This window comes from Rhizobium sp. USDA 4016 (genome assembly GCF_056279705.1).
Window position 1 is genome coordinate 527,867 of the sequence record NZ_JBWCCY010000002.1, and the last position, 16,145, is coordinate 544,011.

12 protein-coding genes are annotated in these 16,145 nt (G+C 55.3%); 10 read left to right on the top strand and 2 right to left on the bottom strand.

What is annotated here, in order from left to right; translation table 11 throughout:
• The first annotated feature begins 4 nt into the window (after positions 1-4).
• The 10 genes from ACZ9DP_RS03460 (at position 5) to ACZ9DP_RS03505 (ending at position 12,734) form a co-directional block, all read left to right on the top strand.
• The gene (locus ACZ9DP_RS03460) at positions 5-1,429 is read left to right on the top strand and encodes a lipopolysaccharide biosynthesis protein (protein ID WP_476200265.1); all 1,425 of its coding nucleotides are present in this window, start codon (positions 5-7) and stop codon (positions 1,427-1,429) included.
• Positions 1,430-1,465: 36 nt separating this feature from the next.
• Complete coding sequence (locus ACZ9DP_RS03465) at positions 1,466-2,878, top strand: GH39 family glycosyl hydrolase (RefSeq protein WP_476200266.1); 1,413 nt, start codon at positions 1,466-1,468, stop codon at positions 2,876-2,878.
• Between the two features lie 276 nt (positions 2,879-3,154).
• Positions 3,155-4,270 carry a polysaccharide biosynthesis/export family protein gene (locus ACZ9DP_RS03470; RefSeq protein ID WP_476200267.1) on the top strand — a complete coding sequence of 372 codons (1,116 nt, stop codon included), beginning with the start codon at positions 3,155-3,157 and terminating at the stop codon, positions 4,268-4,270.
• 84 nt (positions 4,271-4,354) lie between these two features.
• A complete protein-coding gene (locus ACZ9DP_RS03475; RefSeq protein WP_476200268.1) occupies positions 4,355-5,011 on the top strand; it encodes a hypothetical protein in 657 nt (218 codons plus the stop codon).
• Between the two features lie 40 nt (positions 5,012-5,051).
• Positions 5,052-7,337 (top strand): polysaccharide biosynthesis tyrosine autokinase, encoded by a 2,286-nt coding sequence (locus ACZ9DP_RS03480; protein WP_476200269.1) that lies wholly within the window; start codon positions 5,052-5,054, stop codon positions 7,335-7,337.
• 8 nt (positions 7,338-7,345) lie between these two features.
• Positions 7,346-8,080, top strand: coding sequence for a hypothetical protein (locus ACZ9DP_RS03485; RefSeq protein ID WP_476200270.1), 735 nt, complete (start codon positions 7,346-7,348; stop codon positions 8,078-8,080).
• Between the two features lie 113 nt (positions 8,081-8,193).
• Positions 8,194-8,397, top strand: a complete 204-nt coding sequence (locus ACZ9DP_RS03490) for a KTSC domain-containing protein (RefSeq protein ID WP_476200271.1) — start codon at positions 8,194-8,196, stop codon at positions 8,395-8,397.
• 90 nt (positions 8,398-8,487) lie between these two features.
• Positions 8,488-9,915 (top strand): phosphomannomutase, encoded by a 1,428-nt coding sequence (locus ACZ9DP_RS03495; RefSeq protein ID WP_476200272.1) that lies wholly within the window; start codon positions 8,488-8,490, stop codon positions 9,913-9,915.
• A 33-nt stretch (positions 9,916-9,948) separates the two neighbouring features.
• On the top strand, positions 9,949-11,376 hold the full coding sequence (locus ACZ9DP_RS03500) for a mannose-1-phosphate guanylyltransferase/mannose-6-phosphate isomerase (protein WP_476200274.1): 1,428 nt from the start codon (positions 9,949-9,951) through the stop codon (positions 11,374-11,376).
• Positions 11,377-11,423: 47 nt separating this feature from the next.
• Entirely contained in the window at positions 11,424-12,734 is a 1,311-nt protein-coding gene (locus ACZ9DP_RS03505) for a UDP-glucose dehydrogenase family protein (protein WP_476200275.1), read from the top strand.
• Between the two features lie 268 nt (positions 12,735-13,002).
• On the opposite strand, the gene ACZ9DP_RS03510 is transcribed toward ACZ9DP_RS03505, so the two are convergent.
• Positions 13,003-14,307 (bottom strand): HlyD family type I secretion periplasmic adaptor subunit, encoded by a 1,305-nt coding sequence (locus ACZ9DP_RS03510; protein WP_476200276.1) that lies wholly within the window; start codon positions 14,305-14,307, stop codon positions 13,003-13,005.
• Entirely contained in the window at positions 14,304-16,037 is a 1,734-nt protein-coding gene (locus ACZ9DP_RS03515; RefSeq protein ID WP_476202189.1) for a type I secretion system permease/ATPase, read from the bottom strand. The genes ACZ9DP_RS03510 and ACZ9DP_RS03515 overlap by 4 nt, the downstream gene beginning before the upstream one ends.
• Positions 16,038-16,145 lie beyond the last annotated feature (108 nt).

Sequence of the window (16,145 nt, forward strand, 5' to 3'; positions counted from 1 at the left end):
AAGCTTGCGCACCCGCACCACGACTGTCCTTCTGCCTGTTTCTCTGCTTGCAGCAAATGGCCTGAACATGGCCGGCATAATCGTGCTGCCCAAAATATTGGATGCAGGACAGTTTGCGCTATTCAGTCTCGCCTCCTCAATCGGCCTGTTCGTGGTGGCGTTGCTGTTCGAATGGAGCCGCATCTCGATCATGCGGTATGGAGTCGCAAAAGACCCTACGGAAAGCGCAAAGCGAAAACACGTTCTCAATTCCGCAAACCGCGCAATTGCTGTGCTTCTTTTTGGTGTCGCTCTTTACGGCCTTCTCTTCCCCCATCAGATATATCTGGCGATATTGAGCATGTCGCTGCTCTTTGCAACCAGTCAAGCGCTTTTTGAAGCTCGCCAGGCATGCTTTCGAGCGGAGTTTCAAGATGCAGCATACATCCGGAATTTGATCCTGAGGTCGCTGCTTGGCTTTTGCGTTCTTTGTACCGTCGCGTACCTAACCAACTCTGCACTATACGCGATGTGGGCATGGGCCGCTTCTTTTGCAATCGTGCTCATCTTCTCCCGCAACCCTCTGCAAGCAGAGCAGGGTATGCGAATGGATTGGAAGGCCCTGATTTTCATGGTCAAATTTGGGCTTGGGGTTGCAGTCTCAGCAGTTGCCACTGCCTCGCTTGCCCCTCTGTTGCGGCTAATCGCCACCCATCAGATTCCCCTCGATGAAGCAGGGAAGATGATGCTGGCGATGGACATTTCCCAGAAGGTGATCGGGGTTCTTGGCGTAAGCATCAACCTGTTGATCTTCCAGGCAACGGTTCGCGCGCGTGAATTCGGCGATGATGGCATCGTCAACCAGCGCATAACGCGTCAGATCTCAATCGTATTCGCCGTTATCTCTGCCTCCGTCATCGGGTTTCTTTCCGTCAACGATGCGTTCGCCTCCCTGTTCCTTCCTAATGAATACCGGTCAACGTACAATATGAACATTGCATGGGCGATGGTTGGAGCCGGTCTCATAGGCTTCAGAAGCTTTGCGCTTGATACGATCTTTGTAGTCACCGGACGTTCGCAGATAGGCATTGTCGGCCCGGTTTTCACTGGAGTTGTTTCAATCGTGTCAGCGGTTTTGCTTGGTATCTTTCACGGGTTTTCATCGCAAGTCTTCTCGATGGGAATGCTGATTGGCGGCCTTGCTGGGGTGGGCGTTAGCTTTTGCATTTCGAAGCTGGTCTTGCGATTCGAAGTCGCCTGGGCGGAAATATTGAAAATCGGAGCCGCAAATATCGTCATGTGGCTCGCATTGAGGCTAACTGACGATATCGGCGGCGTTGTCGGCTTGCTTGTCTCTGTTTCAGTCGGTGCCTTCGTCTTTGGGACAACGCTCATAATCTTCAATGTCATTGGTCTGAGGGCAACCCTTAGATCGTTTGTTATGCGATAGAGGGCACCTGAAACCGGACTTGTTTGGAGATCGAAAATGAGCATGCGCCATTTTATTGTCAGCGTGATCTTAAACTTGCTTTGCCTAAGTAAAGCCGTGTCGGCCGAGGCCGACGGACCCGTGCGGACGCCGTTTTTCGGTGTTGCCAGTCACTTTCTGCATACGTCGACTTTCTATGATGGCAGGGACGATAGCTGGAACCCAAGCCGCACATTGCCTGTCATAAATGACTTGGGGACTCTGTGGGTGACGGAGGGGCTTTATGCGCTTGCCAACCCGCGGCGTGCGCTTGTTGATGATGGTACGCTCGATCGTGCGCAGAAGGCCAAGCTAGAGCAACGAAGGCGTTTGGTTGATGGGTGGCTAACGCTCTATGACCAGAATCACCGCCGGGTACTTCTGGCCGTCTTGGCTGCGACCCCAAAAGCGAAGAATTTCGAAAAGGTTAACGCTGAATTTGCCGATTGGCTGGCCGAGCTCGTGAAAAAGCATCCGTCCATTGTCGCCGTGCAGATGCACAATGAACCAAATTTGAAGTCCTTCTGGAATGGCACGCCGGAAGAATATGTCGACGTCTATCGCAAGATTGCCCTGGAAGTTAAGCGAGCTAATCCGAACGTCAAGATAATCATTGGCGGGCTTGCTAGTCTGTCGTGGCACGATGGCATGCGGTGGTTTAGACGAACTCTTAAAGCCGGTGTGCTGGAATTCGCAGATGGCGTTTCGGCACATCCATACAGTTTGGGCAAGCCGCCCGAGGTGGATCCGTTCCTCCCACCTGCCAAGGATTACGGGCAAATCCAGCGCGCCATCGGAAAATTCTGGACAGAGGTCCAGAGCTATAACAAGAACAACCGAAAACTCGATTTGTATTTCACCGAATTTGGCTATTCTAGTTCCCGCGAAGGACTTCAAGCAATTGGCGACGAGTCCCTCAAAGCAAAATACCTGTCCCGATTGCTTGCACTGTTTGCGGATGCTCGTGTGCAGAAGATTGCACCACTGGAAGCTGTATTCTGGTACGATCTCAAGAATGACGGGAATGATCCCGCCAAGCAGGAACACAATTTTGGGCTAGTGAGCAACGATCTTCGTGAAAGAAAGCCGGCTTTCGACTTCTATAAGCGGACGATTGAGGCGCTCCCGGACCTTAATGATCTCGTCCCTGCTGGCGCGACATTCACCTCACAGAGTGCCGATCCTTTAGTATTGCTGCAATGGAAACGACTTTCCAGCGGCGAGTTTGTGCTGCCGTTTTGGTCGCCTACAAAGAGCGAGAGCGAAGTTGAAATAATACTTCCGCCCAGCGTTGTCTTAGAATCGAGCGAAGCTCGGGTATTTGATATCTCGACAGGGATTTCCGAAAAAATTGCTGTCGTACAATCAGGAAGTCGGCGATCGATGAAGATCAAAGCAAAGGATAGTCTATCGATTTTAATGCTTCCATAGTTTATATCTTTAAGATTGTTCTTTAATGCCAAGTGATTCGAGCGTTTCTCCATCGACCAAGTTTGGGTCAATGTTGCTGACCTGCCACATGGAACTAGTTATCTAAGATAAAGCGATATTTAACGCCTTTTACAAGTTTCCGATATATGCGATCTCGGTAGCAATTATCGGGCACGCACGAGATCAGTTTTGTCAAAGAGAATATTTTTTCCGTTCATAGCAATAGTCGTTGCTTTGCCAGGCTGTACGGCATTGCCTCGATCAGGTCCAGATGACATGGCTGTCGAAAAACAAGCCGCCGTTCGAATTTCAACCGAAGGACGAAAAGTCGGCATCGACTACGTGCTCGTTGATATTAGTAAGGATGTTCTTCCAAGCTTCACTGAGGCCGCAAGTGCTTCGATACGCGACAGCTTTGGCGGCGGACGCGGGGGGGCTCCTGAGATCCCGTTAGGCGTGGGCGATATTGTGCAGGTTTCAATCTTCGAAGCGCAGGCCGGGGGATTGTTTATCCCGACCGAAGTGGCGGGCAGCCGTCCTGGCAATTTTATCACATTGCCTTCGCAAACCATCGACCGTAGTGGCACATTAACCGTACCCTATGCTGGCCGCATCGGTGCTGCTGGACGACCGAAAGAGCAGGTCGAACAGGAGATCGAGGAAAGGCTTTCCAACCGCGCTATTGAGCCTCAGGTCGTAATCACCATGGTAACGAGTCACTCCAGCGAGGTAGCCGTTCTCGGCGATGTCAATCGCGCAGGTAAGTTCGAAGTGACTTCTGCCGGGGACCGTGTGCTGGATGTTATCTCTGCGGCTGGCGGCATCAGCGCCCCAAGTATCGAAACATACGTCACGCTGCAGCGCCGTGGGAAAACGGGAACGATATCCTACGACAAATTACAGACAACCCCGGCCGAAAACATCTACGTTGCGCCTGGGGATACTGTTCTTATCAATCGCGAGAGACGGACGTACTCGGTCTATGGCGCAGCGGGTCTCAATGGCCGGTTTGATTTCGAGGACACAAAGCTCACATTTGGTGAAGCTCTCGGTAAGGCTGGCGGCATGCTCGACGCGCGCGCAGATCCTGGTCAAGTCTTCCTCTATCGCAAGGTGGCTCGCAAGACCATGCAGGGGCTTGGGGCCGACACATCGAAGTTCTCAGCCGCAGAAATCCCGGTTATTTTCCGCGCTAACATGCGCGATCCTGCATCTTTCTTTGCTGTGCAACAGTTTGCGATGCAGGATAAGGACATCATCTACATTTCGAATTCGGACTCTGTCGAACTCGTTAAATTCCTTAATGTCGTGAACTCGGTGACTTCGACGACCTCGGGCGCCGCGACAGATGCGGCTGATGCCAAGGATGCTGGCAGGAGCCTAGTCAACTGATGATTTAACCTTGATTTCATCAATTGATCTGTAGTTCTTGCCAGCTTTAAGACTTCGAAATATTGATCTCGGACAAGAAATTGGATGAAGGTTTTGGGCAATATGCTGAATATGAGAAATGTAATTACAGCTTTCTTGCTATTAGGATCATTGCCGGAACAGTCGTTTGGGCAGTCTCATGCCGTCGGTTGCTTCGTCATGCCCGCGAAATTGGCTGATGCTGACATCGGCTCTTTTCTTGGGACTCCGTCAGCCCTAAACACAATATATCCCAATGGCGGATTTGAAATGGTTGCGCGCGTTCGCGCGTTGGCGGGCTCAAGTGCCGAAACCCTTGATCCAATGATGGGGTTGATTCCCCAATTCAATGCATCGCAGAAAGCCGCCTTGGGTTCCGGCCTAGCTCGCACCGCGCGGGCCTGCGCTAGTACCAGCCCGGAATATGTTCTCGCGATACAGGAAAAAGTAGCAGCCGCCAACTCGACAGAAGTGACAACAGCCTTTCTATCGACACTGAACGAAGTTCAGACGGCAGCGCTCGGGCCGGGCGCAAGTGCTGCCGGCGGCGCCGGCGGCGCCGCTGCGATCGGTGGGGGTACTGCGGGCGATTCTTCCGGCGGACTCGGAGGAGATAGCAGTGTCGCGACAACAGCGGGCGATTTTACAATTGGCTCGCGTTCGCGACGGCTTGTTACGACTATCACCAATATCAATGAAACCGTAGGGACGAGCCCATTTTAGGCGAGCGGGTTGCAGGACAATCGTTGAGTGGAGTCTGCCTTTGCTTTCACCAGGTAACAAACCAGCTTCGCCCTTTGTGTGGGAAGACAACGGCCCGCTCATAAATGCGCTGGATCTGGAACGCGCCGTAGGAATTGCGCGCCGTCAATGGCGGACAGTTGCTGCAACCATGCTGATCGCGATCATCCTGGGGTGCGGATATATTGTCACTGCCGTTCCTCGATATACTGCAACCGCCAGCCTTCTCATTGGAGGCAGCAATGATGGTTTGGTGAACCGGCTGTCTATGGATCAGGCCATTGCGGATGACGACGCAACAATCCTGAGCCAGGTTGAGTTGCTAAAATCGGATACTATCGGTCTTGCGGTCGTCGAGAAGCTCAATCTGTCGAAGAACCCGGAATTCATGGCATCGGGCTCGACGGCGTTGTCGACCGCCAGAAGCGCAGTATCTGCGATTTTGAACCTTCCGTCTCTTTTCGTAAGCTCCAAATTGGAACCCCGCGAAGAAGAAGAGGATCAGCGGCAAGCGCTTGCCATCATACAGCGTAATATGTCGATTGCGCGTGTCGGAAGGTCATACGTCCTCAACGTGAGTTTTACGTCGCCCTCTCGAGACATCGCAGCAGCGGTCGCCAACGCCGTTGCAGATATTTACATTACAGACAAGCTTGAAGCAAAATATGATGCCACCCGAAGGGCAAGCGACTGGTTGCAAGCACGCATAGACGAACTCAAGCAGAAAGCACTCGAGAGCGATCTGGCAGTTCAGCAGTACCGCGCAACCAACAATTTGTTGGCGACCGGCAATGGCCTGATTGCAGATCAGCAACTCGCGCAATTGAATAGCACCCTTATCGTCGCACAAGCCGAAACTGCACAGGCCCGTGCCAAGTATGATCACATTCAGCAGATTATTCACTCGGGCCAATCTGACGCTATCGTGCCTGAAGTTCTGGAAAGTTCGGTTTCCAACGAGCTGCGGCAGAAATATCTCGCAGCATCGAAGCTCGAAGCCGATATCTCAAGCAGGCTCGGGTCCGATCATGTGCGCGCCGTCCGCCTTCGCGATGAGATGCAGGAATATCGCAGATTGATGTTCGACGAACTCAATCGCATAGCCGAGAGTTATAAGAACGAGCTGGATGTTGCTCAATCTCGCGAGATTTCTCTGCAAGAAAGCGTTGAGAAAGCGAAAACTGAAAGCGCTTCTGCCGGCGAAAACGGCGTACAGCTTCGAGAGTTGGAGCGCTCCTCGGAAGCTTACAAAAATCTGTATCAAACTTTCCTTCAACGTTACCAGGAAGCAATACAGCAGCAATCCTTTCCAATCACCGAAGCACGAATTATCACCCGTCCAGTGAAGCCGCAGCGTCCAAGCTATCCGAGGAAATTGATGGTGCTTGGATTATTTGGCGTTTTGGGAGCGGCAGTGGGTTCGGGAATTGGCGCGGTAAGGGAGTTGCGGGACCGCTTTTTCAGAACCGGTGAACAGATTCGTGGCGAGCTCGACCTCGAGTATTTGGGTTCACTGCCCATATGCCAGGATGCGCCAACGGGAGATGAGGCTTCGGAAACATCCGGCGCTCGTCGAAGCTTAAGAAAGACTGGGTCACTCGCCAAGTTCGTCCTAGACCATCCGTTGTCGATCTTCGCCGAGACATTGCGTAGCGCGAAAATTGGTGTTGATCTTCGTAAAAGCGGCCCAGGCGGTCGCGTTGTTGCGGTGGCTTCCACACTTCCGGGTGAAGGAAAGTCGACGGTCGCGATCAATTTTGCCGAGCTGGCTGCATCGCAGGGTTCCAGGGTAATCCTCATCGATTGCGATTTTAGAAATCCCGGCGCCACCAAAAGGATGGCGGCCCATGCAGAAAGTGGCCTGTTGGAAATCTTGATGAAGGGCGCCAAATTGCAAGACGTCGTTTTACTCAATGAAAAAAGCGGTTTGGCTTTTGTTCCCGCCGTTGTTCGCCATAGGATCCCGCATTCGTCAGAATTACTATCGTCGTCTGGGATGAGAGATTTGCTCGAATTCGCGCGCGAGAAGTTCGACTATATCGTTCTGGACTTGCCGCCGCTTGCTCCGGTCGTTGACGCCCGCGGCATAGAGCCACTCGTAGATGACTTCGTCTTCGTGATTGAGTGGGGTCAGACGTCCAGAAAGATCGTCTCGGCGACTCTTGCGAGAGACGAGGATATCAAATCAAAATGTGTGGGCGTGATCCTGAACAAGGTCGACACGAAGAAGTTGAAACTTTATGAGACCCATGGTTCTGAAGCGTACTATATGTCGCGCTACACGTCATACTATGCTGATGCGAACTAAAAGACGCCGTGTCGCTGCTTAAGAGAGTTGCTGTTCTCGTTCCCGTATCCGCGGTCCTGGTGATCTCGTGGATTGAAGCCACCCAGACGCTCCGCTTCATTGATCTCACTTATCTCAATGAAAAGTTTGATGCATCGGATCCCAGGCTCCGTGAGGTGCTGGCCGAATACTCCCAACTCTCCGAAAAGGTATACACCGACGGCTACTGCCGATCTGATATCCTAAACGCGGGTCTTGGTATCGTCTTGGCTGACTTGGATAGCCAGAGCCCTGATCGGAATTTCGACGCGTGGATTACCTCTGTGCGACGGGCGGAGAAATTCACGAAGCATGCAGTTAGCTGCTCTCCGGCTGTGTCAGAGTATTGGACGCGGTATGCGATGGTAAGGCGGGCAGGCGGCGAACAACCGAGCGAACAGGCTGCTCTTCTATCGACAGCCGTCGCCTTGGATCCAGCCAGTATTTCGGGCTTGCGGGCCCGTTTTTCTCTTTGGAAGCAACTCAGCAAGGAAACGCTTCATGCAGCAGAGCCGGCACTAAGGCGAGATGTGAGTACTCTTCTGATCTATGCTGCGCCGCAGGCCGTGCGAGATGTGTTAAGGAACGCCGGAGAGGGACTGCGTCCATATATTTTGGAAAGATTCGCGGTATTGTCAGTTGAGAGGCAAGCTAGGCTGACGCGCTGGCGCGCAATTCCAGAGGAACTCATAGAAGTATCGCCAGCGAAGATCTCAACAAAATAAGATTTTCCAAGACTTTTTCCGTTTCGTGGAGAATTGATTAACCTTAACGACTTGACAATTGTGCGGTGCAGCGTAGCTTTGCAATAGGTCATTTGATTTAGAGAAACACCGTCGTGAAAACTCTTCTGAATTCAAAATTGATTGAATCCGTCGATTACGACAATAATTCTCGTCGGCTAAAGATCTATCTGTCAAATGGGCAGCGTCGCGAGTTTTCCGAGGTGCCGCCCGATATTTTCGATGGGTTTCTGAGTTCGAGCTCGCCAGGAAGCTATTATGTTCAGGTTGTACGCGGACACTTTCCTCAACGGCATTGAAGCGCTCACTTTAACTATAGGCTGATATTTGTTTTTACATTGTACCATGTCGTGATTAATACCGGCGTCACTTGCCGGGGAAACTATCCTATGAAATTTGGAACAAGCGGCCTGCGCGGCCTTTCCGCCGATCTGGTAGGCAGGGCGTCGATGGTCTACGCGACAGCGTTCGGGCAATATCTTCTCGAGAGCGGGCGCGCGCAAAAAGGCGACCTCGTCATGCTCGGCCGCGATTTTCGCGATTCCAGCCCTGCAATCGCTGCGACATGCGCTTTCGCGCTGACCGCGCTTGGCTTCAGGGTCGCCGATTGCGGCACCGTCCCGACACCAGCGCTGGCATTTTACGGATCCCGAAACAAGGCCGCGAGCCTGATGATCACCGGCTCGCACATCCCGGCGGACCGCAACGGCATCAAATTCTACCGACCCGATGGCGAGATCGACAAGGCGGACGAAGCCGCGATTTCCGATCTTGCCGTCAAGCTCGACCGCTCCCTGCCTGAAGCGGCAATGGCGGAAAAAGCGAAGGTCGAGGACCGGTCCGGCGACTGCGCTAGAGCCTTCATGGCGCGCAATGCCGGCATTCTCTCCAAAAATGCCCTTTCCGGCCAAAGGATCGGCGTCTATCAGCATAGCACCGTTGCCCGCGACATGATGGTGCAGCTTTTGTCGCACTACGGCGCCGAAGCCATCCCGCTTGGACGATCGGAGACCTTCATCCCGGTCGATACAGAAGCCGTTTCGGCGCAGACCGTTGCGCTCCTCAAGGATTGGGCGCAGTCGCTGACACTTGATGCGCTCGTTTCGGCCGATGGCGACGGCGACCGGCCACTGGTGACGGATGAGAACGGCACGCCCCTGCGCGGCGACTTGCTGGGGCTGATCACTGCGAATTTTCTGGATGCCGGGACCGTGGTCACGCCTGTCACCTCCAACTCCGGCATCGAAGCCGCCGGCGCCTTTGCCGTCGCCCGCACGCGCGTCGGCTCACCCTTCGTCATCGCCGGCATGCAGGAGGCGATCTTCGCAGGCAAGGACCGCGTGATGGGCTTCGAGGCCAATGGCGGCCTGCTGACCGGTTCGGATTTCAGCGTCAATGGCAGGACGCTGGAGGCATTGCCGACACGCGACTGCTTCCTGCCGATCCTGGCAGTCCTTGCGCTGGCAGCGGCGCAAAAGAAGCCGCTGTCGGCCATTGCCGCTTCCTACAATCTCCCGATCGCGGCGGCCGATCGGCTGGAGAACTTCCCCGTCGAGACGAGCGCAAAATTGATGGCTTACCTGCGCGCCTTACCGGAAAACCTGGCGGATTTCCTGAAGCCCCTTGGAAGCCCGTCCACGGCGAGCGACATCGACGGCTTGCGCGTCACGCTGGCCGACAGGCGCATCATCCACTTTCGCCCCTCGGGCAACGCGCCGGAGATGCGCTGCTACGTCGAAGCGCAAACCGAACATGCCGCAAGCCAGTTGCTTGAAGCCGGACTGAGCCGGATCAGGCAGTGGGCCGCACAGAACTGATTGAAGACAGAAGATTTTGAGGAAACGCACCCGATGACGCAAAAGATCGTTCCCGTGATCATGGCAGGAGGCAAGGGCACACGCCTGTGGCCGCTGTCGCGCGCTGCAGCCCCCAAGCAGTTCATTCAGTTCATCGGCGACAAGACGCTGTTTCAGGAAACGCTCGCCCGCGTCTCCGATGCGGCCCTCTACGAAGCACCGGTCGTGCTGACCAATGAGGAATTCCGCTTCCTCGTGGCCGAACAGGCCCGCGAACTCGATCACCCGCTGAAGGCGATCCTGCTGGAGCCGGTTGCCCGCAACACCGCACCCGCCGTTGCCGCCGCTGCCGCCCTCGTCGCCGACCTTTTCGGCAAGGACGTGATCATGCACGTCCTCGGCTCGGACTATGAGATCGTCGCCGATCAAAGCTATTTCGACAGCGTCCGCGCCGCGCGCGAAACGGCCGCCAGCGGCAAGCTCGTGACCTTCGGCATCAAACCGACCGAGCCGGCAACCGGCTACGGCTATATCGAAGGCGGCGAGAACCTTTCGGCAGGCGCACAGACCGTGAAGCGCTTCATCGAAAAGCCGCCCTTGGACAAGGCAAAGGAGATGGTGGCTGCCGGCGGCTTCTACTGGAATTCCGGCATGTTCATGTTCCAGGTGGGCGCGCTGCTGGCGGAAATGCGCAACTATGCGCCGGACGTCGTCGCCGCTGCCGGTGAGGCTGTTGCGAAGGCGACGCGCGATCTCGACTTCACCCGTCTCGACGCCCAATCCTTTGCGAAGGCCCCCAGCATCTCGATCGACTATGCGATCATGGAAAAGACGGCCAATGCCGCTGTCGTGCCCTCGCCCTTCAAATGGTCGGATCTCGGCAGCTGGGATTCCGTCTGGAAAACCGGGACGCGCGACCCGAACGGCAATGTGGCGACCGCCAATACGACGCTTGTCAACAGCCGCAACTCGCTGGTGATGAGCCACGGCGTGCATCTTGCCGTCCAGGGGATGGAAGATGTCGCGGTGATCGCCAGTGAGGATGCCGTCTATGTCGGCAAGCTGCAGGACAGCCAGAGCGTCGGCGACCTCGTCAAGACGCTCGCCGCCCTGCCCGCGACGTCGAAACTGACGCAGACCCATCCGACCTCGTACCGGCCGTGGGGCGGCTATACCTCGATCTTCAACGGCGACCGTTTCCAGGTAAAGCGCATCTTCGTCACACCCGGCAAGAAGCTCTCGCTGCAGAAGCATCACCACCGCTCGGAACATTGGATCGTCGTCAAGGGCACGGCCGAGGTGACGATCGGCGACAATGTGCAGATGCTGCGGGAAAACGAGTCTGTCTATATCCCGCTCGGCGAGGTGCACCGCCTCGCAAACCCGGGCAAGATCTTGCTCGAACTGATCGAAGTGCAGACCGGCTCCTACCTCGGCGAGGACGATATCATCCGCATCGTCGACGAGTTTGGGCGGCAGTGATGCAAACCACAAAATATCGCTATTCTAACGCAATCAAGTGAGGGCTCATGCGCATTGTTATGATTGGTTCGGGCTATGTCGGTCTCGTCTCCGGCGCCTGCCTTGCGGATTTCGGCCACCACATCACCTGCGTCGATAAATCCGAAGCGAAGATCGACGCCCTTGAACGCGGCGAAGTGCCGATCTTCGAACCGGGCCTCGATGCCATCATCGAGCACAACCGCAGCGCCGGCCGCCTGGATTTCTCCAAGGATCTGGCTGCACCGGTTGCAGACGCCGATGTCGTCTTCATCGCGGTCGGCACGCCGTCGCGCCGCGGCGACGGCCATGCCGACCTGAGTTACGTCTATGCCGCCGCGCGCGAGATTGCCGCAGCCGTCAGCGGCTTCACCGTCGTCGTCACGAAGTCCACCGTTCCCGTCGGCACCGGCGACGAGATCGAGCGCATCTTCCGCGAAGAGTTCCCTGGCAAGGACATCGCCGTCGTCTCGAACCCGGAATTCCTGCGCGAAGGTGCTGCCATCACCGACTTCAAGCGCCCCGACCGCATCGTCATCGGCACCGAAGACCCGCGCGCCACGGAAGTCATGCGCGAAGTCTACCGGCCGCTCTACCTCAACGAGGCACCGCTTTATTTCTGCGAGCGCCGCACGTCGGAGCTGATCAAATACGCCGCAAACGCCTTCCTCGCCATGAAGATTACCTTCATCAACGAGATCGCCGACCTTTGCGAACAGATCGGTGCGGATGTGCAAAAGGTTGCCAAGGGCATCGGCATGGACAAGCGCATCGGCGACAAGTTCCTGCATGCCGGCCCCGGCTATGGCGGCTCGTGCTTTCCGAAGGACACGCTGGCGCTCGTCAAGACCGCGCAGGACTATGACAGCCCGATGCGCCTCATCGAAACGACGGTTGCAATCAACGACAACCGCAAGCGCGCCATGGGTCGTAAGGTGATCGCCGCCTGCGACGGCAGCGTGCGCGGCAAGAAGATCGCCGTCCTCGGCCTGACCTTCAAGCCGAACACCGACGACATGCGCGATGCGCCGTCGATCACCATCATCCAGGCCTTGCTCGACGGCGGCGCCACGGTTCACGTCTATGACCCGGAAGGCATGCAAGCGGCCAAGGAAATGCTCGGGCCGGTGACCTACGGCAATGACCCTTACGAGATTGCCGAGAGCGCCGATGCCATCGTGCTCGTTACCGAATGGGATGAATTCCGCGCGCTCGACTTCAAGCGCCTGAAGATCACGATGAAGAAACCTGTCGTCGTGGACCTGCGCAATATCTATCCCATCGCCGAAATCACGCGCCACGGCTTCAGCCACTTTGCCGTCGGCAAGAAGACCGAGTAGAGATAGAAAATGCAGTGAGGAGTCGCTGGCGTGCGGGCCGGCGACCGCCCGTTTGATCAGGTCGCACAAGCAAACTCCTGCTTCATAATTAGTATTGCAGTCGAGGTAAGGGACTGCTGAAGCGGTTGGTCCTTGCCAGCGACCAAGCCTGTTGTGGATCGAATGCCTTGGCCAGTTCTGGTGCTAAGAGGCGAGGGCTATCCGATCAGGACCTTCTAAGGGACGGCTGAGCAAATGCTGTAGCATCAATTTCTTCAACGCCCCCATACTATTCTTCTCTGAATGCATGCTTCATTTGATCTGTGAGCGGTTTTGCAAAATAGGAGAGAGCGGTGCGCTCGCCGGTTTTGATGAACACTTCGGCAGGCATGCCTGGATAAAGACTGAGCCCGCTAAGGTCAGCCAAGCTTTCCGGCGTCGGAACAACACGAACAGCGTAATAAGATATACCGGTTTTTTGATCGCTGATTACGTCCGGCGAGATTGATGAGACATTGCCAAGCACCTCTGGCGTCGTTTTCTGATCGAAAGCCGTAAAGCGTATATCGACAGGTTGACCAAGGTGTATCTGGTCAATGCTTCGGGTTGCGATCCTTGCTTCAACGGTGAGGGCTCGCTCGTCGGGCGCAAGAAGCATCAGGGGTTCACCCGGATTGACAACGCCTCCGATCGTATGAACGGCAAGCTGGAATATCTTACCGTTCAAAGGGGCTCGGACTTCAAGACGCCGGATTTGATCCTCGGCGGCAACCTGCCTTTCCTCAAGTTCGGCTATCTTTCCCTCGACGTCAGCGAGATCTTTCGCAATCTCTGAGCGCCGGTCCTCATCAAGCTGCAAGATTTGCAAGTTGATCTCGTTGATCTTGCCATTTGCTTGGGCACGAGAGGCAAGGCGCTCACCGCGATCCCCGTCGAGTTCAACTTTTTGACGCCGCAGGCTATTCACCTTCTGCAGCGTAACGATTTTCTTCTCATAAAGCTCTTCGGCAGCCCGCAATTCTTCGCGGACCAAGACGGTGGCGTCGTCGATCGACTGTAGTTGAATCGTGTCACCTTCAATCTCGGAGGCGAGTTGGCTTTTGCGTTCGGCCAGCTGTTTCCTCATACCCACAAGTGACGCAGTCCTCGTTGCAAACAAATGGACTTCGCCGTCAATTAGATTTCGATCAACGTTGGCTTCCAAGCCACGCAAATCAACGTCGGATTCCGTAAACGTGGCCGCTCCGCTTCGCTCCGCAGTGAGCCTGGCGCGGCGGGCATAAAGCTGTGCCAGACTGCTATTGATAATGGCAAGGTTAGCCTGAACGGATGTTCCATCGAGCTGGAGTAAGAGATCGCCAGCATCCACGTGCTCGCCTTCACGAACCGCCATTTTCGAAACGATGCCGCCAGTCAAATGCTGAATCTTCTTGACGTTGTCATCGATAATGACGGTTCCATCACCGACGATCGCACCAGAAAGAGAAGCGGTCGCGGCCCAACCGCCGATTCCGGCGACCAGACACACGCCAAGCGCACCTACGAAGACGACATGTTTCGACAATGATGCCTGAGAAGGCGTAGCTGCGCTCATCCGTGCTGCTCCTGAGCGGCATCCACCACCTTCAAGGAACTTGTTCGCTCCAACGTAACGGGGCGCACCTGCTTCCTTAGAACGTTGTTGAGAACCTCGTCCTTCGTACCGAACATCTGCAGCTGACCATCCTTGATCATCAAAATATTATCCACACCCGACAAGGCGCTCGGCCGATGTGCTACGACGATAGCAATTCCGCCTCGGTCTCTGATGCCGCGAATCGCAGCGGTCACGGCTGCCTCCCCTTGGGCATCAAGATTTGAGTTTGGCTCGTCGAGAACAACAAGGAAAGGATCGCCATATAGCGCTCGCGCAAGGCCTATACGCTGGCGCTGGCCAGCAGAAAGCATGCTGCCTCCTGCGCCAATTTCTGTTTCATAGCCGTTCGGCAAACGAAGGATGAGGTCGTGGACGCCGGCGGCGATTGCTGCAGCGATGATATCCTCAGCCGCGGGATTGCGCTGAAACCTGGATATGTTCTCTGCCACCGTGCCCGCGAACAATTCGATATCTTGCGGCAGGTAGCCGATATGCGAACCGATTTCGGTGGCGTCCCATTGGTCGAGAGCAGCTCCGTCCAAGCGAATACTTCCTCGATAGATCGGCCAAACCCCAGTTAGCGTCCGTGCGAGCGTTGATTTGCCGGATGCGCTCGGGCCGACAACACCGACGGCACTTCCTGCCCGCACGGCAAAACTCACGCCTGAAATGAGCGGTTGATTCTGGCCGGGCGCGCCACTCGCTAAATTCTCAACGGTGAGGGATCCTTTTGGGGCGGGCAACAACAACGGGAAAGGTGGTTCAGAAAATGCATTGAGAAGCTCTTTCATCCGCCGCCATGCCTGCAGCGCCGCTGCATATCCACGCGAGTTGGATATCGCTTGCTCGACGGGAGCCAAGGCGCGAGAGGTCAAAATCGACGAGGCAATAATGATGCCGCCGGATGCTTGGTTTTCAATAACAAGTACTGCCCCTGCGGCAAGAACTGCCGATTGCAGAACCAGCCGGAAGACTTTTGAAAAGGCCGAGTAGGTGTTGGCGACATCCGAATTCTGCTCATAGCTGGCGCGATAGACATTGTTCTGAAGTAGCCATCGCTCTGCGAGCGCGTCCGACATACCTAGAGCATGAACGACTTCCGCATTCCGCTGAGCAGCCTGAATAGAGGCGGTTCTGTTGTTGCCAAGCTCGAAAATCCGCCGGGAAGACCTATGGCTACTGCGATTTGCAGCGAAAGTCAGTAATGCGAGTATCGCGCCGCCGGAAATCGTCATGATGCCGATGATCGGATGGAAGAGAAAGCAAATGCCCACATAAAGCGGTATCCACGGCAAATCGAATAACGTCGATGGTCCGGAAGTGCTGAGGAAATTCCGGATTTGGTCGAAATCCCGCACAAGCTGCAGCCCATCACCTGTGGGTTTCATTTTCAGCGTAGATTGGATGGTTGTCCGGAAGACGTGACGGGCCATGACCTCATCGAAAACCCCCGCAATCCGCACTAAAATTCGGCTGCGAGCAATATCGAACGCGGCCTGGAATAAATAAAGCAACGCCGCGAGGATGGCCAATGCAACCAGCGAGGCTATGCTCCGACTTGGGATAACCCGGTCGTAAACCTGAAGCATAAAGAAGGAGCCGGTCAGGTAAAGGATATTGACTAGAGCGCTGGCGGCGGCGATTGCGATAAAGCCTGATCGGCACCGTCTGCCGACCTTTCGGGTCAGGTCGTGACTTGCAGACGTCGATGAACTTCCACGTTGTACTCTACGCACTGAACACCTCGCACGACAAAATTGTCGGAACGCAAATTATTAGGACCGCCTCGGAAATCA

Bases quoted from the DNA above. Each gene is read 5' to 3' on its own strand.
- ACZ9DP_RS03475 (WP_476200268.1), top strand. From the start codon at position 4,355: ATGAAGGTTTTGGGCAATATGCTGAATATGAGAAATGTAATTACAGCT.
- ACZ9DP_RS03470 (WP_476200267.1), top strand. From the start codon at position 3,155: ATGGCTGTCGAAAAACAAGCCGCCGTTCGAATTTCAACCGAAGGACGA.
- ACZ9DP_RS03500 (WP_476200274.1), top strand. From the start codon at position 9,949: ATGACGCAAAAGATCGTTCCCGTGATCATGGCAGGAGGCAAGGGCACA.
- ACZ9DP_RS03510 (WP_476200276.1), bottom strand. From the start codon at position 14,307: ATGAGCGCAGCTACGCCTTCTCAGGCATCATTGTCGAAACATGTCGTC.
- ACZ9DP_RS03505 (WP_476200275.1), top strand. From the start codon at position 11,424: ATGCGCATTGTTATGATTGGTTCGGGCTATGTCGGTCTCGTCTCCGGC.
- ACZ9DP_RS03495 (WP_476200272.1), top strand. From the start codon at position 8,488: ATGAAATTTGGAACAAGCGGCCTGCGCGGCCTTTCCGCCGATCTGGTA.
- ACZ9DP_RS03465 (WP_476200266.1), top strand. From the start codon at position 1,466: ATGAGCATGCGCCATTTTATTGTCAGCGTGATCTTAAACTTGCTTTGC.